At 73.7% G+C, this 18,011-nt stretch carries 16 protein-coding genes and 1 pseudogene; 4 read left to right on the top strand and 13 right to left on the bottom strand.

The genetic code is table 11. From position 1 onward, the window contains the following. The 4 genes and pseudogenes from K6I33_RS16060 to K6I33_RS16045 form a co-directional block, all read right to left on the bottom strand. A pseudogene (locus K6I33_RS16060) lies at positions 1-205 on the bottom strand (long-chain fatty acid--CoA ligase); the annotation flags it as partial. Then, positions 205-954: a glycosyltransferase family A protein gene (locus K6I33_RS16055; RefSeq protein WP_229352399.1), complete on the bottom strand. Its 750-nt coding sequence runs from the start codon at positions 952-954 to the stop codon at positions 205-207. The pseudogene K6I33_RS16060 and the gene K6I33_RS16055, both read right to left, overlap by 1 nt. Continuing rightward, a complete protein-coding gene (locus K6I33_RS16050; RefSeq protein ID WP_229352396.1) occupies positions 951-1,994 on the bottom strand; it encodes a 3-oxoacyl-ACP synthase III family protein in 1,044 nt (347 codons plus the stop codon). Before K6I33_RS16050 ends, K6I33_RS16055 begins: the two co-directional genes overlap by 4 nt. A gap of 131 nt (positions 1,995-2,125) precedes the next feature. Next, positions 2,126-2,947, bottom strand: a complete 822-nt coding sequence (locus tag K6I33_RS16045; protein WP_229352394.1) for a hypothetical protein — start codon at positions 2,945-2,947, stop codon at positions 2,126-2,128. A 218-nt stretch (positions 2,948-3,165) separates the two neighbouring features. On the opposite strand from K6I33_RS16045, the gene K6I33_RS16040 reads away from it, so the two are divergent. Next, a complete protein-coding gene (locus K6I33_RS16040) occupies positions 3,166-4,308 on the top strand; it encodes a ricin-type beta-trefoil lectin domain protein (RefSeq protein WP_229352393.1) in 1,143 nt (380 codons plus the stop codon). Between the two features lie 80 nt (positions 4,309-4,388). On the opposite strand, the gene K6I33_RS16035 is transcribed toward K6I33_RS16040, so the two are convergent. Further along, entirely contained in the window at positions 4,389-5,351 is a 963-nt protein-coding gene (locus K6I33_RS16035) for a M48 family metalloprotease (protein ID WP_229352391.1), read from the bottom strand. Further along, complete coding sequence (locus K6I33_RS16030) at positions 5,348-5,731, bottom strand: BlaI/MecI/CopY family transcriptional regulator (RefSeq protein WP_229352389.1); 384 nt, start codon at positions 5,729-5,731, stop codon at positions 5,348-5,350. The genes K6I33_RS16035 and K6I33_RS16030 overlap by 4 nt, the downstream gene beginning before the upstream one ends. A 118-nt stretch (positions 5,732-5,849) precedes the next feature. On the opposite strand from K6I33_RS16030, the gene K6I33_RS16025 reads away from it, so the two are divergent. Further along, positions 5,850-6,518, top strand: coding sequence for a phosphatase PAP2 family protein (locus tag K6I33_RS16025; protein ID WP_229352380.1), 669 nt, complete (start codon positions 5,850-5,852; stop codon positions 6,516-6,518). A 66-nt stretch (positions 6,519-6,584) separates the two neighbouring features. Here K6I33_RS16025 and K6I33_RS16020 read toward each other — a convergent pair whose 3' ends face one another. Together K6I33_RS16020 and K6I33_RS16015 are read right to left on the bottom strand one after the other, a co-directional pair. Then, on the bottom strand, positions 6,585-7,778 hold the full coding sequence (locus tag K6I33_RS16020; protein WP_229352378.1) for a damage-control phosphatase ARMT1 family protein: 1,194 nt from the start codon (positions 7,776-7,778) through the stop codon (positions 6,585-6,587). Between the two features lie 77 nt (positions 7,779-7,855). Next, a complete protein-coding gene (locus K6I33_RS16015) occupies positions 7,856-9,034 on the bottom strand; it encodes an Ig-like domain-containing protein (RefSeq protein WP_229352375.1) in 1,179 nt (392 codons plus the stop codon). A gap of 298 nt (positions 9,035-9,332) precedes the next feature. Here K6I33_RS16015 and K6I33_RS16010 point away from each other — a divergent pair, with 298 nt between their 5' ends. Further along, complete coding sequence (locus K6I33_RS16010) at positions 9,333-11,153, top strand: FAD-dependent oxidoreductase (protein WP_229352369.1); 1,821 nt, start codon at positions 9,333-9,335, stop codon at positions 11,151-11,153. 67 nt (positions 11,154-11,220) lie between these two features. Here K6I33_RS16010 and K6I33_RS16005 read toward each other — a convergent pair whose 3' ends face one another. From K6I33_RS16005 to K6I33_RS15990, 4 genes are all read right to left on the bottom strand, one after another. Continuing rightward, entirely contained in the window at positions 11,221-12,324 is a 1,104-nt protein-coding gene (locus tag K6I33_RS16005) for a PLP-dependent aminotransferase family protein (RefSeq protein WP_229352367.1), read from the bottom strand. Between the two features lie 134 nt (positions 12,325-12,458). After that, positions 12,459-13,544 (bottom strand): alpha-hydroxy acid oxidase, encoded by a 1,086-nt coding sequence (locus K6I33_RS16000; RefSeq protein WP_229352364.1) that lies wholly within the window; start codon positions 13,542-13,544, stop codon positions 12,459-12,461. Between the two features lie 35 nt (positions 13,545-13,579). Further along, complete coding sequence (locus K6I33_RS15995; protein WP_229352362.1) at positions 13,580-14,347, bottom strand: TSUP family transporter; 768 nt, start codon at positions 14,345-14,347, stop codon at positions 13,580-13,582. Between the two features lie 66 nt (positions 14,348-14,413). Beyond that, a complete protein-coding gene (locus K6I33_RS15990) occupies positions 14,414-15,403 on the bottom strand; it encodes a TauD/TfdA family dioxygenase (RefSeq protein ID WP_229352357.1) in 990 nt (329 codons plus the stop codon). 493 nt (positions 15,404-15,896) lie between these two features. Between K6I33_RS15990 and K6I33_RS15985 the strand changes: the two genes are divergently transcribed. Beyond that, positions 15,897-16,943, top strand: coding sequence for a type III polyketide synthase (locus K6I33_RS15985; RefSeq protein ID WP_229352355.1), 1,047 nt, complete (start codon positions 15,897-15,899; stop codon positions 16,941-16,943). Between the two features lie 76 nt (positions 16,944-17,019). Here K6I33_RS15985 and K6I33_RS15980 read toward each other — a convergent pair. After that, positions 17,020-18,011 (bottom strand): phospholipase domain-containing protein (locus tag K6I33_RS15980; RefSeq protein ID WP_229352354.1); only part of this gene is annotated, 992 nt, incomplete at its 5' end.

The raw sequence follows: 18,011 nt of genomic DNA, 5'->3' as shown, positions 1-18,011 counted from the left end.
TATAAGAGACAGCGGGGCGTACGGCGACGCCGATGGTGTCGCCGGCGGTGAGGCCACGGGCGCGCAGGGCGGCGGCGTAGGCGTCGGCGAGCTCGGCGAGGTCGCCCCGGGTGGCGCGGACGCGGACCGCTCCGGTGCGGGTGGTGGCGAGGACGGCGGGGTGGTGGGGCCGGCGGCGCAGGGCGTGGTCGAGGCGGTCGAGCATCAGCGCGGGTCCTCCCCGAGCGGGCCGCAGCCCTTGTCCAGGTACCAGCGGGCGGTGCCGGCGAGGCCGTAGGCGCGCAGGCGCCGGGTGGAGTTCTCGACGACCATGTCCTTGGCGTGGGTGATGGCCGTGGTGTGGCGGCGGACGCGGTTGAGGAAGGCCCGGTCGGTGGGCGAGGGGCGGCGGGGCATGCCGCCGACGGTCAGGTACAGCCCGGCGGTGATGGCCATGTTGTTGCCGGCGTGCATCCGGTACGGGGCGAGGTAGCCGTGGCGGCGGGCGTGGGCGGGGCGCAGCCGGCCGAAGGCGGCGGCGAGCGCGACGGCGGTGCGGAAGGCGGCGCGGCCGAGCGGGCCGTGCTCGTCGCGGCGGGCGTCGACGCGGCCGCACACCAGCCGTGGGCCCGGCCGCCGGGTGAGGGCGGCGCGGGCGGCGGCGGTCCAGCCGGGCCGGGGCAGGCAGTCGGCGTCGGTGCGGGCGAGGTAGGCGGCGCCGTGGTCGATGGCGTGGCGGAAGGCGGTGTCGACGGCGCAGCCCACGCCCTTCTCGGGCTCCTCCAGGACGTGGACGGGGAAGGGGGCGCGGGCGGCGAAGTCCCGGGCGATCCGGCCGGTGGCGTCGGTGGAGGCGTTGTCGACGACGACGAGTGTGAAGTCGCGGTCGTGCTGGGCGGCGAGGGCGCGCAGGGTGTCGCCGAGGCGGGCCTCTTCCTGGTGGGCGGGGACGACGACCCACAGTTCGGTGGTCACGCGGCCGCCTCCGACTTCTCCCAGACCATCGTCATGACGCTGATGCCGCCGCCGAGGCCGACGAACAGGACGCGGTCGCCGGGGGCGAGTCCGCCGTGGATCCGGTCGAGCTGGACGCCGAGGGTGGCGCTGGCGACGTTGCCGAGTTCGGGGACGGTGAGGACGAGCTTGTCCCGGGGGACGCCGCTGAGTTCGACGAAGCGTTCCAGGTAGGGCAGGGTCACCTGGTGGACGAGGACGTGGCGGTAGTCGTCCCAGGTCAGGCCGGTGCGGTGGCGTACGCGGTCGAGGACGGCGGTGCCGCTCTTCTCGAAGACCTCGCGCAGTTCGCGGCCGTCGCCGTGGAAGTAGGTGTGCTCCTCCGAGCGCGGGTGGCGGGAGCCGCCGCCGGGGATGCCGCCGACGGCCCAGTGCTCGGAGTGGGTCTCGGTGCCGACGTCGAGGATGCCGCCCCGGCCGACCGGTTCGACCACGACGGCGGCGCCGGCGTCCCCGAAGGTGTAGCCGGCGAAGCCGTCGCGGAACTGCCCGGGCCCGGAGGGGGCGCGGCGGATCGCGCGGCTGGGGGTCTCCCCGGTGACGACGAGGGCGCGCCGGGCGCGGCCGGCCAGGATCATGGCGCGGGCCGTGTCGATGCCGTTGAGGAAGCTGTTGCAGGCGTTGCTGACGTCGAGGGCGTGCGCGGTGGAGCCGAGGGCGGCCTGGACGATGTGGGCGGTGGCCGGTTCGGCGACGTCGCGCGTCGCGGAGGCGTATATCAGCAGGTCGATGTCGAGCGGGTGGAGGCCGGCGGAGCGCAGGGCGCGGCGGGCCGCGCCGAGGGCGAGGGTGGAGGCGTACTCGCCGTCGGCCGCGACGCGGCGTGTGACGATGCCGGTGGTCCGCCGGAAGAGCCCCCGGGGCAGCGGGAGCCCGGCGGCACGGGCCACCTCCTCCTGCAACCGCTCGGAGGTCAGGGTCCGTTCGGGCAGGTACGACCCGGTGGCGGTGATGCCGGCCCCGCCCCGGGGCCGGCACACGGTCTCGCTGTTCTCGCACATGCCGTCAAGCTTCCGGCCGCTTCCGGGTGACGGCGTGAGTACGCGTACTCAAGTGCGGCTGGGGAGATCAGGCAGAACGGCGGGCTCCGCTCTGAGCAGCGGATACGCGGCGGATACCGGTCGTGCGGGGGTCAGTCGCAGCGGGACGTGGCGCACAGCCGCCACTGGCCGGGCCAGTCGGGGGCGCCGCCGCCGGGCGCGTTCTCGGTGATCTGCCAGTAGCGGTCGCGGTTCCATTCGCGGGCGGTCACCTTGAGCCGCTTGTCGGGCAGTTCGGTGACGGTGCTGGGCTGGCTCAGGCCGACGCCGGTCTCGGGCACGGTGCCCATGGGGGCCGGCGGCTGCCAGACCCCGTCGGCGGGCGACTGGGTGCGCGACTCCATGGCGCGGCCGGTCGTGCTGGAGGAGGCCATGGCGACGAGCGTGCCGTCGGAGCGGGTGAAGAGCGTGAGGAAGCCGTGGTACGGGAACGGGGACAGGCCGAAGCCCTCGGGGGCGGACCAGGCGCCGCCGTCCGGGCCCTGGACGGCGTGGCAGAAGCCGCCGTGGTCGAGCCAAAACAGCTCCAGGCCGCCGGCGGCGTTCTCGGTGGCGGTGAGGAAGGAGGCCTTGGGGCCGACGGTGCCGGCGCTGACGCGCTCCCAGTCCTCGTAGGCTCCGCCGGGCTCCCGCTGCGCGCGGTGCCAGACAAAGGGCAGGCCCTGGGTGGCGGTGGGGTCGTAGAACGCCCGGAACTGGTCGACGCGCCCGTCGGACCGGGTCACGGAGACCGGGTCGCCCGCCGCGCCTCCGGTCACGCCCCGCGCTCCGCCGTCCAGGGAGCAGCCGCTCGCGGCGGCGGCCCGCGGGCCGGGCGGCGCCGCCGGGGCCGGCGGCGCGACCGCCAGGGCTCCGGCACAGGCGAGGGCCAGAGCGACGACGGCACGTAAGGAACCCCTCAGTGATCTCCCCATGGCCAACTCCTACCCCACCGGGGCCACTTCACACACCAGTTCGCCGGGGCACCGCCTGGGCACCGCCGGACCGCACAGCGGAATGTCTAATTCCCTTGGAATTCGCTATTTTGATCATGGATCGGGAATTCCGGGGGGACCGACTTTCTTCCTCCGCATGCCCATGCATTTTTGACACGTTTTTATCAAGCGTTCTCGCAAAGCGTTAAGGAAGACATATGTCTGGCAGAAGTTCACGCTCGGTGTGGTCGGCCGGTCTCGTCACCGCCACGGTGGCGGCGGGGCTCTTCGCCGCCGCTCCCGCGGGCGCGGTCACGGGCCCCGAGGCCAAGGACGGCGCCTACGCCTACACCGCCAAGCTCGACATCGGCGAGGGCAAGCGGTCCTGTACGGCCACGCTGGTCGACGCGCAGTGGGTCGTGACCGCCGCGAGCTGCTTCACCGACACCGCCCAGCAGGCCACCTCCCTGGCGCACGGCAAGCCGTCCCGGAAGACGACCGCCACCGTCGGCCGCGCCGACCTCGGCACCACCGCCGGTCTCGTCACCGAGGTCGTGGAGCTGGTCCCCCAGGCCGGCCGTGACCTGGTCCTCGCCCGGCTGGCCCAGCCGGCCACCGGCGTCTCCCCCGTGGCCCTGGCCGCCGCCGCGCCCGCCAAGGGCGAGGTCCTCAAGTCCGTCGGCTTCGGCCGGACGAAGACCGAGTGGGTGCCCAACAAGGCGCACACCGCCGCTGCCACCGTGGACGGCCTCGCCGCCACCACCGTGAACTTCACCGGCAAGAGCCTCGACGACTCGCTGTGCAAGGGCGACACCGGCGCCCCGCTGCTGCGCGAGAAGGACGGCAAGGCCGAGCTGGTCGGCGTCAACGTCGCCTCGTGGCAGGGCGGCTGCCTGGGCGCCGCCGCGGGCGAGACCCGCACCGGCGCGGTCGCCACCCGCACCGACGACCTCGGCGACTGGATCCGCACCACCGTCAAGAGCAACACCGGCGTGGTGGGCGTCGGCTCGGGCCGCTGCCTGGACGTGCCCAACGACAAGGGCACCACCACGCCGATGCTGTGGGACTGCTGGGGCGGCAACAACCAGAAGTGGACCTACACCGCCGACAAGGAGCTGCGCGTCTTCGGTGACATGTGCCTCGACGCGGCCGGCGGCGGCACCGAGGGCGGCACCCCGCTGATCATCTGGTCCTGCAACGGCGGCGCCAACCAGAAGTGGAACCTCAACGCCGACGGCAGCATCACCGGCGTCCCGTCCAACCTCTGCGTGGACGTCAGCCACGAGGCGACCGAGAACGGCTCCCCGGTCGGCCTCTGGTACTGCAACGGCGGCAACCACCAGAAGTGGAACCGCGTCTGACGCGGACCGCGCCACACACCTGTGCCCCCTGTCCCGTCCGGTGAACGCCGGACGGGACAGGGGGCACACCCCTGTGCGGGCTACGACCCGGCGGGCGCGGGGCTCCCGGCGGCGGCCTGCGCCGTCTCGATGTCCTCGTGGAAGTCGGTGGTCGCCTCGGCGGCGGCCGCGCCGGAGACCAGCAGGCACGCCAGCAGCACGGCCGTCACGCTCCGCGCCCGGGCGAGGGAGCCCCGCGCGGCCGGCGGCGCGGACAGCAGCGCCGCGACCCGGCGGGGCACCGGCCCCGCGGCCGCCGGCAGCGCGCCCGCCGGGCGGGCCCGTCCGGTGGGCGCGGCCGAGGCGGCCAGCGCCGCCCGCGCCACGGCCCGGGCCGCCAGCCTGCGGTCGCCGACCGCGGCGGCGGCCGTCTCGTCGGCCCACCGCTCCACCTGGAAGGCCAGCGGTTCGCGCAGGCCGCGCAGCGCGGGGTGCGCGCAGGCGGCGAGCCGCGCGAGCAGCAGCAGAAGGTGGTGCCGGCCCGTCAGATGGGCCCGCTCGTGGGCCAGCAGCACCGCGCGCTCGTCCGCGTCGAGGCCGCGCAGCATGCCGGCGGTGACCACCACGCCGCCCGGACGGCCGGGCAGGGCGTAGGCGTCGGCCCCCTCGACGGGCAGCACGGTGAGGTCGCCCGCGCGGGAGTGCCCGGCGAGCTCCCGGGCGGTCCGGGCCCGCGCGACGCGGTGGCCGTGGAGCACCCGGCCGACCGCGACGGCCACCGCCCCGGCGGCCAGGGCCGCCGCGATGCCGACGGGCACGGCCGCGGGCGCGAGGCGCTCCAGCAGCGGCACGGACAGATGGCCGAGCGCCGCCACCGCGGGCAGCCGCAGCACCGCCGCGCCCGCCAGCAGCGCCAGGGCCGCCCCGGACAGGAGGGCGAGGGTGACGGCGGTGGCCACGAGGAGCAGCGCGGCCGGGCGCGGCGGCAGGGCGGCGGCCAGCCGGCGGGCGGCCGGCACGGCGAGGAAGGGGATGATCAGCGGCGCCCAGACGGCCCAGGTCACGGCCGCTCCCCCGGCTCGGCGGCCTGCTCCAGCAGCTCCCTGAGCAGGACCTCGTCGGCCGAGGAGAGCCGGGAGACGAAGCGGGCGAGGACGCCCTGCCGGTCGTCGCCCTTGTCCAGCTCGGTGTGCATGCGCTGGGCGGCGAGGGCCGCGCGGTCCTCGACGGCCGGGCTGTAGGCGTAGGCGCGCCCGGCGCGGACCCGGCCGAGGGTGCCCTTGGCGTGGAGCCGGGCCAGGGTGGTGGCGACCGTGGTGCGCGCGAGGGGCTCGGTGAGCGCGGCCTGGACCTCCGGCGGCGTGAGCGGGCGGTCGGCCGCCCAGAGGACGACCAGTACGGCCGCTTCCAGCTCACCGGCCTGTCGGCGTATGTCCTCGGTCACCGGAACCGTCCTCTCCTCGCGATCGTCTACTGTCGTGTAGACCGTCTATCGGAATGTAGACGACGGCGTGCCCGTCGGCACGTCCGCCCGTCCCCGATTATGGGAGGCCCCGCGCCCCATGCTCGCACCACCCTCCGCCCTTCCGGCCGCCCCTGTCCCGGGCACGTCCGCGCCGGCGGGCCCCTCGCTCGCCTTCGACGGCTCGACGATCGACGGCGGCTGGTACACGGACGTCACCCAGCTGGCGCGGCGCTCCTCCCACCTGCTCAACGACGTCATGTCCGCGTGGTCCTCCTACGGCCTCGCCCTGTTCGCGCTGCTGATGCTGGTGGTGTGGTGGCGGGCGCGGCGCGCGGACGCCGCGACGATGGCCCGCGCCCTGGCCGTGCCCGTCGTGGTCGTCCTCGTCTACGGCGTGGACATGGTGCTGAAGTCGGTGGTGCGCGAGGTGCGGCCCTGCCGGTCGATCCCGCACAGCTTCACGCTGGAGTCCTGCCCGGCGCCGTCCGACTGGGCCTTCCCCAGCAACCACACGGTCATCGCCTTCTCCGCCGCCGCGGCGCTGTGGCTGCTGGACCGGAAGCTGGGGGCGCTCGCCTTCCTGGCGGCCGTGGCGATGGGCTTCTCCCGGATCTGGGTCGGCGCCCACTATCCGCACGACGTCGCCGCCGGCGCGGTGGTGGGCGTGCTGGTCGCCCTGCCCCTGGCGGCGGCCTCCGGCCGGGCGGCGCCCTGGGTGGAGCGAGCCCGGCACGGCAGGCTCCGGCCACTGCTGGCCGCCGACTGAACGAGGGCGCCGTCCCGGGACGGCGCCCTTTGTCACGCCCGGACGCGGTCGTACCCGGCCGGGCGGTCAACGGTCCCGGCCGCGCCGGGCGTCGACCTGGACGAGGGCGTGGGTGCCGCTGGTCCGCCAGGTCAGCCCGCTCCTCTCCAGCGTGGTCACCGCGGCCTCGTCGAGGCCCGTGATCACATCGGACTTCAGGGTGCGCAGGGCGGCGACGGGCCCCGGGAAGTGGGCGGTCCGCCCGGTGAAGGGCGTGGTGGCCGGCCAGTGCCGGTCGCCGACGAGCCGGCGGTAGTTCAGGTCGCCCTTCATGACGGTCACCGTGGCCGCCGCGAACTCGGCGCGCAGGTCCCCGGGCATCTCGTCGTACGGCAGCGGGGCGCAGAAGAACGCGTGGGCGCGCACCTCCAGTTCCCCGCCGGCCATCGCCCGCCACAGCCGCCCGCCCGTCTCCGCGGCCTCCCTTCCCGGTGCCCGGCGGAGCCGGCGCAGGGCGTCGGCGACATCGGCCGTGGTGGCGTCGGAGACGTAGTAGGGGTGCGGCTTGACGTGGAGGACGGCGCGGCGGGCCCGGCCGCTCCGCAGGAGGTGGTCGAGGAGGACCAGGTCGGGGACGAGCTCCGGGCCGGCGTTGTCCGCGACGAGATGGACCTCGGCCCCGCCGCCCTCGGGCAGCAGGGACCACAGCAGCGCGCTGTCGTCCGCGACGAGGGCCGGGTCCGTGCCCGTGGTGCCCATGTCGCCGGCGGTGATGCGGAAGCCCAGGTCGGCGCGGTTGCCCCAGAGCGCGGCCCGCAGCAGGGCCGCCTCGCGCGCGGCGGGGTCCGCCTCCCGGAGGTCGTCGAGGACGGCCAGCGCGTCGTCGACCGCCGGGCCGGCGAGCTCCGCGTGCTTGAACGGGGCGAAGGGGTCCACGCCCTGCCAGGGGCCCGGGGCGAAGTGGCCGACGGCGTCGAGGAGCCTGCGGTAGAAGTAGCTCTCGGCCCACAGGAACGGGGCGGCGAACCACGAGGTGCCGAGGTGGCCCCGGTCCCAGTCCCGCCACCGCTCACGGCCGGGGGCGCCGGCGGGCAACGGCTCGATCACGCCGTCGGCGAGCTCGGCCAGCAGGGCGTCCAGGGCCCGGTGCTGGTCCGGCCCGTAGGGAAAGGCGTCGCGCAGCCGCTGGACGAGCGCGGGGTGGCGCTTGGCCCACACCTCCCACGCGAACGAGCCGGGCTCGTCGCTCCGGATCACGGGGGCGTCGTCAGGTGCGGGCATAACCTTCACTTCTCCTCCACGGTGCGGCTGCTCCGCACCGTACCCGGCGGCGGGGCCGCCGGGCCGGACGCGTCAGGTCACTTGAGGGCGCTGCGCTTCTTCCACTGGTCCCAGTTCTCCTGCCAGACCTCCAGGCCGTTGCCGACGTCCGTGATCTTGGTGCTGGCGGTGTTCTTGACCTCGACGGTGGAGCCGATCAGCAGGAAGTCGTAGATCTTCTTGGCGTCACTGGTGGTCATGCCGAAGCAGCCGTGGCTGTTGTTCTCCACGCCGATGGAGTTGTTCCAGGGCGCGGAGTGGAGGAAGGTGCCGGAGGCGGTGAGGTGGGTGACCCACTTGGACTCCAGCATCCACTGGTTGCCGTAGCCGATGGTGGCGGAGTCCATGGTCTCGTCCGCGTTCTTGCTGCGCACGGTGTGGATGCCGCCCCGGGTGGGGTCCGTCGGGGAGCCGGCGGAGCCCATGATGTGGCCGACCTCCTTGCCGTCCTCGTACATCGTCAGCTTGTGGGCGGGGACGTCGATGACGGCCTTGCGGTCGGCGCCTATGGTGAAGCCGAAGTCGTAGTTCCGCGCGAACCAGCCGCCCTCGCCGGAGTCGACGCCGGACAGGTTGCCCTTGACGGAGACCTTGGTGCCGGTGGGCCAGTAGTCCTTGGGCCGCCAGTCGATGCGGTCCTGGCCCGACCAGTCCTTGACCCAGCCCCAGGCGCCCTCCACCTTCGGCTGGGTGGTGACGGTCAGGGACTTCTCTATCTGGGCCCGCTTTTCCTTGTCGACGGGGTGGTCGAAGAGGATGGAGACGGGCATGCCCGTGCCGACGGTCGTGCCGTTGCCGGGGGTGTTGGTGAGCTTGTTGACCTTGTCGGCCTGCTCGGTGGTGAAGGTCGCGGAGGCGGTGGACTCCTTGCCCTTGCCGCTCTTGCCGCCCTTGGCCTTGGTGTGCACGGTGTAGGTGGCGCCGGGGCCGGCGTTGCCGTCCGAGGTCCAGGAGGCGCCGTCGCCGGAGAGCTTCCCCTCGACCTTGTTGCCCTTGGCGTCCTTCACCTCCACCTCGGTGAGCCGCCCGCCGTCGGCCTTCACCGAGATCGGCGAGCCGAGTTTGACGGCCGTCCCGCTCCCGGGGGTGATGGTCACCTTGGCCTCCGCCCCGGCGTCGGCCCCGGAACCGGAGCCGCCCGAGCAGGCGGTGAGGACGAGGGAGCCCATGAGGGCGGAGGCCCACAGGGTGGAGCGACGGCCCGTTCCGACGTGCACGTGAATCAACCTTTCTCGTACTTTCTCGCAGTGACAGACACCTCTACAGATGATCTGCACGCTTGTACGGTTGCACGGAGAAACGAAACATTTGCGCGATACAGCCAGTGGGCGGCCGGACGCCCTGTTCGTGCGTCACATCACGGGCCCGGACCGGACCGAAACCTCCGGCCCGCGCGACGACCCGATCGACGGATCCCGCGCCGAATCGTTCCCCCGCCCCTGAAGCGGGCGCGTACCGTCCGGTCGTGAACGGTGTGCGGAGGGCACCCGCGAAAGCGCCGAGGGGGACAGGGACATGACCACAGCGGACGGGGTCACCACCGGATCCGGGCGGGTGCCCCGCCGTGACGTCCTGCGGTACGGGGCGGCGGGAGCGGCCGGCATCGGCGCCACCGGTCCCGCCCGTCCCGCCGCCGCGTCCGCCGCACCGCGCGGCGGCGGGAGCGTGCGACGGGGCGGCCGGCGGGTGGCCGTGCTGGGCGCGGGCGTCGGCGGGCTGACCGCCGCGCACGAGCTCGCCGAGCGCGGCTTCGAGGTGACCGTGGTCGAGCGCCGCGCCGTCGCCGGCGGCAAGGCCCGCTCCCTGTACGTCCCCCGCACCGGCACCGGAGGCCGCCGCGACCTGCCCGGCGAACACGGCCACCGAGGGGTCTTCGGCTTCTACCACAACCTCCCCGACACCCTCCGGCGAATTCCGCTGCCCGGCGGCGGCACCGTCTTCGGCCGGCTCACCCCGGTCACCTGGATCGAGCTCGCCCGCTCCGGGAACCGTCCGGACATCCCCCTCCCCGTCAGACCCGGTTCGCTCTCCCTGTCCGGCGCGCCGCTGCTGGTCGGCACGCTCGGCGGGCTGCTGACGGAGGGACTGCGGCTGCCGCCGTGGGAGGCGGCCCACTTCGCCCGGCTGGCCGTGACGCTGTTCACCAGCTGCGACGAGCGCCGGTTCGGCCAGTGGGAACGCGTGGGCTGGTGGGACTACATCGAGGCGTCCCGCATGTCGGAGGACTATCAGAAGCTGCTCGGCGGTGGGGTGCAGCTGCTCCAGGCCCTGCGGCCCCCGACCGCCAGCGCCCGCACCTGCGGCCAGGGCCTGGAGGCCATCTTCTACGACCTCCTCGGGCTCGGCAGCGACGGGCCCGCCGACCGGATCTTCGCCGGCCCCACGAGCGAGGAGTGGATCGGCCCCTGGGTCGCCCAGCTACGGACCCTCGGCGTCCGGTTCGCCTTCGGCCGGACGGTGGAACGGCTGGAGTACCGTGCCGGGCGCGTCGTCTCCGCGACCGCCCGCGACCACCGCGGTGCGACGGAACGCCTCGACGCCGACTGGTTCGTCGCGGCCGTCCCCGCCGACCGGGCCGTACGGCTGTGGAACGCCGCCCTGCGCACGGCCGATCCGCGCCTCGCGGCCATGGACGGGCTGCCGCACACCCGGTGCAACGGGATCCAGTACTTCCTCCGCCGCCCGGCGCCCGTCATCGCCGGGCACATCGTCCACGTCGACTCCCCGTGGAAACTGGTGTCGATCAGCCAGTCGAAGCTCTGGCGCGCGCCGTTCGCGCGGACGTGGGGCGACGGCCAGGCGCGGGAGTCGCTGTCCGTCGACGTCTCCGACTGGGAGACGCCGGGCATCCTCTACGGCAGGCCCGCCCGGCACTGCACCCGGGACGAGGTCGCCCGCGAGGTGTGGGCGCAGATGAAGGCCCACCTCGGCCGCGGCGGCCGGTCCGTCCTGGACGACTCCCTGCTGCACTCGTGGTATCTGGACGAGGCCGTCGGCGAAGGCCCGGACGGGCTACGCGACGACGACCCGTACCTCCTCAACAGCACCGGCTCCTGGGAGCTGCGCCCGGACGCGGCGACCGCCGTGGGGAATCTGTTCCTCGCCGCGGACTACGTCCGGACGTACGCCAATGTCGACTTCGCCTCGATGGAGACGGCCAACGAGGCGGGCCGGCGGGCGGCCGCCGGGGTGCTGGCCGCCGCCGGGGCCTCGGAGGCGCCCGAGGTGCGGACGTTCCGGGGGTACGAGGCGCCGGAGTTCGCCGTGCTCAAGCGCGAGGACCGGGAGCGCTGGCGGCGCGGGCTGCCGCACGTCCTGGACACCGGGCGCCGGTGACGGCGGGGCCGCGTGGCAACCGGGCCGTGCTCCCCGGCGGCGGCCCGGGCGGGGAGCACGGGCGGTATCAGGCGAGGCGCGCGGTGACGGCGGCCAGTTTCTCGACGCCGGCGGCGAACTCCTCGGGCGTGAGGGCCTGGAAGGGGAGGCGGAGGAAGACCGTGCCGGCGGGCGGGGCGGCGGACTCCGGGTAGAACGCCGAGCCCCGGGTCAGGAGCACGCCGTCCGCCTTCGCCGCCGCCAGGAAGGTCTTCTCGTCCGTGGGGACGGGCAGGTGGACGCTGACGTAGTAGCCGCCCTCGGGGACGGCGATCAGGGCGTCCTCCCCGAGGTGCCGGCGGACGGCGGCCACGGCGGCGTCATGACGGGGCTTCAGGAAGCGGCGGGCCCGCTCGATGTTGGCCGCGGCCAGCCCGGCGGCGAGGCTCCGGGCGGCGACGGCCTGGAGGAGGGGCGCGGGCGAGAGGTACGTGCCCTCGGCGAGGGCGGCGAGGGCGGTCACCGTGGCGGGCTCGGCGATGACGTAGCCGACGCGCAGCCCGGGGCTGAGGACCTTGCTCAGGGAGCCCACGGTCAGCACGCGTCCGCCGGGCGAGAGCTCGGCGAGCGAGGCGGGGGCGGTCCCCGTGAAGCGCAGTTCCCTGTAGGGGATGTCCTCGACGATGACGAAGCCGTGCTCCTCGGCGAGGCCGACCAGTTCGCGGCGCTTGTCCTCGCTGGTGGTGACGCCGCTGGGGTTCTGGAAGTCGGGGATGACGTAGACGAAGGCGGGCGTCCGCGCGTCGAGGCGCTCGCGCAGGACGTCGAGGTCGAGGCCGTCGTGGCGCAGGGGGATGCCCGTCACCCGGGCGCCGTGGCGCTCGAATATCTGGACGGCGCGGTCGTAGGTGGGGGCCTCGACGTAGACGTCCGGGCCGGTGTCGCGCAGGAGGTGGGCGGCGAGCAGGTCGAGGGCCTGGAGGGAGCCGTTGGTGACGAAGATCCGCTCGGGGTCGGCGGTGTGGAACTTCGCTAGCTCCTCGCGCAGGGCGAGGTCTCCGGTGTGGTTGCCGATGGGCGCGTACTGGAAGACGTCGTCCCGCTGGTCGGCGAGGACGGCCGCGGCCTGGGCGGCGAGTTCCTGGGCGGGGATGGCCTCGCGCGGGGGAATGCCACGGGAGAAGGGGAACATGGGTGCCTCCGGTCTCGGGGTATGGCTGTGGGAACGGGCTCTGGACGGGACCGCGCCCCCGTAAGGGGCGCGGGGAACTGCGCGACCGGCCACGACGTACCCGCGGACGGCGTACCGGACTTCCAGCAGAGCGCTCAGCCGTGGGCGGCGCGTACGACGAGGTCGCGCCCGATGTCCGCGACGCCATCGACGCCGAGCTGGAGCAGGGTGTCCTCGATCTCGTGGCGCAGCAGCTCCAGCACCGCGCGGACGCCGCCGCGCCCGGCGAGGGCTAGGCCCCAGAGGTAGGGGCGGCCCAGGCACACGGCGTCCGCGCCCAGGGCGAGGGCCTTGACGACGTGGACGCCGGAGCGGATGCCGCCGTCGACCAGGATCACGCCCCGGTCGCCCACGGCGGAGGCGACCTGGTCCAGCGCGACCAGGCTGGGGATCTCGCCGTCGAGCTGGCGGCCGCCGTGGTTGGAGACGATGACGCCCTGGGCGCCGAGGTCGAAGCAGCGGCGGGCGTCCTCGGGGCCGAGGATGCCCTTCACCAGCAGGGGAAGGGTGGTGTGCTCCCGGATCCGGCGCAGGTCGTCCCAGGTGAGGGCGAGGCGGTCGAGGCGGGCGTTGGCGGGGATGTCGCCTTCGAGGATGCCCAGGGCCCGCAGGGTGCCGAAGTCGACGAAGGGCGGGGTGCGGAACCCGGACCGCAGCGTGGAGACGCGGCGGGCCGCGTGGCTCGCGTCCACGGTGACGACGAGGGCCGACGCGCCGGCCTTCTCCGCGAGGGCGACGGTGGCGTCGACGTCGTCGAGGGAGCGGTAGGCGTAGAGCTGGAACCAGCTTCCGCCGGGCGAGGATTCGGCGATCTCGGGGTAGGCGTAGTGGCTGTCGGTGCTGACGACGGAGATCGTGCCGGCGTCCTCGGCGGCCAGCGCCGTGGCGATCTCGGCCTGTTCGTGGAGGAGCCGCTGGGGGCTGGTGGGGGCGAGCAGCACGGGCAGGGAGAGCTGCCGGCCGAGGACGCTCGTGCGGGTGTCGGGGGTGGTGCCGGCCGTGGCGAGGGCGCGGGGGCGCAGCCACACCTCGTCGAAGGCGGCGGTGTTGGCGCGCACGGTCTCCTGGGTGCCGGCGCCTCCGGCCACATAGGCGCGGACGTCGGCGGACAGGACGGATTCCGCGGCGCGTTCGAAGTCGGGCAGGGTCAGCAGTCCGGTGAGTTCTGTGTGTGCTGCCACTGAAATCTCCTCCGGGAAAAGGGACTTTCTCTTTGTCAGCCGAATTGGTCGAAGGCCATCTTCACCACCATGCCCGTCACCACGAGGACGAGGACGGTGCGGACGAATCCCGAGCCCTTCTTGAGCGCCATGCGGGAGCCCAGCAGCGCGCCGGTTATGTTGCCGACCGCCATGCCGAGTCCCAGGGCCCACAGGACGTTTCCCTGGACCGCGAAGACGGCCAGGGCGCCGAGATTGGAACCGGCGTTGACGACCTTGGCCATGGCCGCGCTCTCGAGGAACTGCTTGGCCAGCAGGGAGGTGAAGAGGATGATGAGGAAGGTGCCCACGCCGGGCCCGAAGAGGCCGTCGTAGAACCCGATGCCGCAGCCCGCGACGGCGATGACGCCCATGCGGCGGCGGGTGCTGGTGGCGGAATCCAGGCTCTGTACGCCGAAGTTCGGGCGGAAGGCGACGAAGAGGGCCACGGACACCAGCAGCACCATGATGACGGGGCGGAACCAGTCCGTGGGGACGCTGGCTGCGGACAGCGCGCCGAGCGCCGCCGACGGGATCGCCAGTCCCGCCGCCGGCAGTACGACGGACCGGTCCAGCTCGGTGCGGCGGGCGTACATGACGGCCGCGGTGGATGTGCCCATGATCGCGGCTATCTTGTTGGTGCCCAGCGCGGTCGCGGGCGGGAACTGCGGGAACGTCAGCAGCAGTACGGGGATGAGGAGCACTCCACCGCCGCCCACGACGGCGTCCACCCAGCCCGCGGCGCCCGCGGCCAGCAGCAGTCCGGCCACGTCGAACCAGTCCATGTCGTCCTCGATCTCACGTGCCGGAACGATGCCGGGTGCCCGCCGCCGGCCCGGCGGGCACCTTGATCACACCACGCCCCGGATGTCGGCCATCCTGGGGATCACGCGCGGCCGCCGCATCATGCGCCGGGCCCACAGGGGGGTGGAGCGCAGCGAGTAGAAGCGGCGCAGCCAGCGGTCCGCGCCGTCGTAGCGCGGGACGAAGGCCGAACGGCCGTGCGCGGCGACGTGGTTGTCGACGATGACGAGGTCGCCGGGTTCCAGGACGATGTCCTGGCACACGGTCTCCAGCGCCCGTGCGAGGGCCTCCAGGGCGCGGGTGCCCCGGGCGTCGGCGGCGTGGGTGTGGTGGGAGTTGAAGCGCAGGAACGCCCGGTCGGGGTCGCCGAAGATCACGGGGTGGGGGCCCGACTCGGGCGCCGGCCCGGCGGCGTCGCGGGTGAAGGAGGAGGGATAGGCGCTGTGGAAGACGGGCCGGCGCAGCGCTTCGACGTCCTCGGGCGTCAGGTGGGCGATCGCCTCGCGGACGGAGGCGACCCGGGTGGCGGCGACGCCGTCGTGGTCGCGGCGAAGGCAGAGCAGGCCCAGGAAGTCCGGGCGCAGCGGGTGGTGGACGTTCTCGGTGTGGAAGTCGAAGGCCACCGAGCCGCTGTTCTCGATGCGGGCCTCCTCGCCGGCCACGGGGTGGACGTCGTGGATGAGGGCGCCGGACTTCTCGTCCTGGTATCCGACAAGGGCGCCGAGGAGGTCGGCGACGAGGGTGAGGGTCCCGTCGGTCGGGTGACCGGTGAGGGCCGCGGTGCCGTGGCCGGCGGGGGTGGGCGGGACGTCCCCGACCCGGAGGCCGCGCAGCAGCACATGGCCGTGGGGGGAGGTGCCCTCGGCGAAGTCGAGGAGGGTGTCGCGCAGGGCCGTCGGCAGGTCCAGCCGGAGGAAGGACATGGCGTTGGGGCCGGCGTCGGGGAAGCGGGCGGCCATGTGGGAGAGCTCCCATAACTTCTCCCGGTCCGGCCCGCTCAGCCGATGAGTCCGTTTTATTTCCGCTACGAGGGCCACGGTGTTTCCTCCAGGCAGGTGCGAACACGGGCGCAGGCGCTTTTCCGAGAACGGCGCGGCAAAGGGCGCGACAAGGAAAGGAGGAGAGGGGAAGAAGTGGGGGGAATTCGGTGGCGCTAAAGGTGCGATCACGCTATCCGGGAAGGTCAAATCATGTCAACGAGAGGTTTCGGACAGCGAACAAGGGCATTTCACAAGGCCGCATTCCTCCCACCACCCCCTCCCCCGCATCTGGATCATGGCTCTGGCCTGCGACGATGAACGTGTCTCAAGCGATGCACGACTGAGACTCCAGAGGCCTGCGAGGAAGCGTTTCAGCCAGCCGCATTCATGGAACGCAAAGTTCCGGCAATGCACTGGTGTTATCGCACAAGGCGCGAGGGGTGCGCGTAAGGAACTCGTAACACGGCGTCCCCTGACGCGGGGCCGCTCGCGTGATTGGCTTTCAAGGCCATCCGCGTTTCGTCTTCCCCGCCTTTTCCCAGGGAGTTCCGTGTCCACCGTCTGCCGTCCCGTGCTCTGTCTTCCCGAATACACCGTGACCCTCGACGAGGCCGTCTCCCACATGGGCGAGCTGCACTCCGGTCATCCGAGGATCGGCACGGCCCAGCGGCTGATGCGCAACACCTCGGTGCGCACCCGGCACCTCGTCGACCCCTTCGCGGACGTCGTACGCCCCCGGACGTTCGGCGAGCGCATGCGGCGCTACGCGGAGGCCGGCACGGAGCTGGGCGCACGGGCCGCCCTGGGCGCGCTCGCCAAGGCCGGCACCGAGCCCGACGAGGTGGACCACCTCGTGCTCGTCTCGTGCACCGGGTACCTCCTGCCGGGGCTCGACGCGCACGTCGCGGGCCGGCTGGGGCTGCGCCGGGACGTCCGCCGGCTGGCCTTCACCCAGGTCGGCTGCGCCGGCGGGGCGTACGCGCTGGCCCGGGCCCGGGAGCTGGCCGCCGTCCGCCCGGGGGCCGTCACCCTGGTCGTCGCGGTCGAGCTGTGCTCGCTGTCGTACCAGGCGGGGGACGACAGGATCGCCTCCTTCGTCTCGACCGCGCTCTTCGGTGACGCGGCGGCCGCCTGCGTCGTCCGGGAGGACCGGCCCGGGCTGCGGCTCGACGCCTCCTACGAGGACCTGGCGCCGGACACCCTGGGCCACATCTCCTACGAGGTCGACGAGCTCGGCTTCCACTTCGACACCAACCCGCGGATATCACGCGTGGTCGCGGAGGCGATGCCCGGCCTGCGCCGCTGGCTGGAGGAGGAGACGCCCGTGCTCGCGCCGCAGCCCGACTTCCTCGTCGGCCACACCGGCGGGCCGCGCATCATGTACGAGGTCAGCAAGGGGCTGGGCATCCCGCCGGCCATGTTCGAGCTCAGCGAGAACTCCCTGACCCGGCGTGGCAACACCGCGAGCGTCGTCGTCCTCGACGTGCTGGAGCAGACCTTCGACGAGCCGCCGCGCGCCGGCGCCCAGGGGCTGGTCGTCGCGTTCGGGCCCGGGGTCACCACGGTGGCCGTGACCGGCACCTGGGTGGCGCCGTAGCGGGCGCGGAAGAGAAACGGGAACGGGCCGCCCCCGCGCGAGTACGGGGGCGGCCCCGTCGCCGGGTGGGGCGGCCTCAGTCCGTGAGGAGCGCCGGGTCGCTGACGCCGGGCTCGCCGGTCTCGACGTGCCCGGCGAAGCGGCGCAGGAAGCCGGGGTCCTTCTCGGAGACCACCGTGAGGTCGTACCAGAGCTCGCCGTGGCGCAGGTCCACGGTGTGCGTCACGGTCCGGCCCGCCCGCACGGTGATCGTCTCGTGCCCGCCGCCGTAGGCGTCGGTCACGGTCAGCCGGCGGTCGGCGCCGCCCGGGTTGGTCAAGGTCAGCTCCAGACGGCCGCGGCGGCCGTCGTGGCGGGCGGTGACCTCGGGGGCGGCGGTGGTGCCGGGGCCCTTGAAGACCCGTAGGAAGCCGTTGGGGCCGTGCACCGACAGGTCGTAGGCGCCCTTGGAGTACGCCGTGTTCCAGGTGTCGGAGATCTTCTTGCCGGCCTCGGCGGTGTACGTCCACGGGCCGTCCGCGCGGTTCCCGGAGGTGACGATGAAGGCCGCCCCGGCCTGCTCGCCGCCGCTGAAAGTGAGGGTGAAGCGCCCGGTCGAGGGGGTCGCGGCGCCGTCCGTCAGGGGCGCGTAGGGCAGCGGCCGGGTGCGCTTGCGGCCCCGCTCCTGGCGGGGCATGGCGGGGCTGGTGGGCGGCTTCGGCACATAGTCGGGGTGGCGCTCGCGGTCCTTGGGCGCGTAGGCGTCGGTGTCCGGCAGCTCGTCGTACTCGGTGCGCTTGAGGCCGAAGTCGAACGCCGAGGTCAGATCGCCGCAGATGGCACGGCGCCAGGGCGAGACATTGGGCTCGGACACCCCGAAGCGCTGCTCCATGAACCGGATGATCGAGGTGTGGTCGAAGGTCTCGGAACAGACGAAGCCGCCGGTGCTCCACGGGGAGACGACGATCATCGGGACGCGCTGGCCGAGGCCGTAGGGGCCGGCGGCGTAGTGGCCGTTGCCCTTGAAGACGTCGAGGGCGGTGTCGACGGTGGAGAGGCCCTGCGCGGCGGAGGCGGGCGGGAAGGGCG

It is taken from the genome of Streptomyces sp. UNOB3_S3, from assembly GCF_020740895.1.
GTDB lineage: Bacteria > Actinomycetota > Actinomycetes > Streptomycetales > Streptomycetaceae > Streptomyces.
This window is presented reverse-complemented; position numbering and strand designations above follow the sequence as displayed.

Excerpts from the sequence above, each read along its gene's own strand:
- K6I33_RS16050 (WP_229352396.1), bottom strand. The coding sequence starts at position 1,994 with ATGTGCGAGAACAGCGAGACCGTGTGCCGGCCCCGGGGCGGGGCCGGC.
- K6I33_RS16045 (WP_229352394.1), bottom strand. The coding sequence starts at position 2,947 with ATGGGGAGATCACTGAGGGGTTCCTTACGTGCCGTCGTCGCTCTGGCC.
- K6I33_RS16010 (WP_229352369.1), top strand. The coding sequence starts at position 9,333 with ATGACCACAGCGGACGGGGTCACCACCGGATCCGGGCGGGTGCCCCGC.
- K6I33_RS15995 (WP_229352362.1), bottom strand. The coding sequence starts at position 14,347 with ATGGACTGGTTCGACGTGGCCGGACTGCTGCTGGCCGCGGGCGCCGCG.
- K6I33_RS16005 (WP_229352367.1), bottom strand. The coding sequence starts at position 12,324 with ATGTTCCCCTTCTCCCGTGGCATTCCCCCGCGCGAGGCCATCCCCGCC.
- K6I33_RS16040 (WP_229352393.1), top strand. The coding sequence starts at position 3,166 with ATGTCTGGCAGAAGTTCACGCTCGGTGTGGTCGGCCGGTCTCGTCACC.
- K6I33_RS16025 (WP_229352380.1), top strand. The coding sequence starts at position 5,850 with ATGCTCGCACCACCCTCCGCCCTTCCGGCCGCCCCTGTCCCGGGCACG.
- K6I33_RS16020 (WP_229352378.1), bottom strand. The coding sequence starts at position 7,778 with ATGCCCGCACCTGACGACGCCCCCGTGATCCGGAGCGACGAGCCCGGC.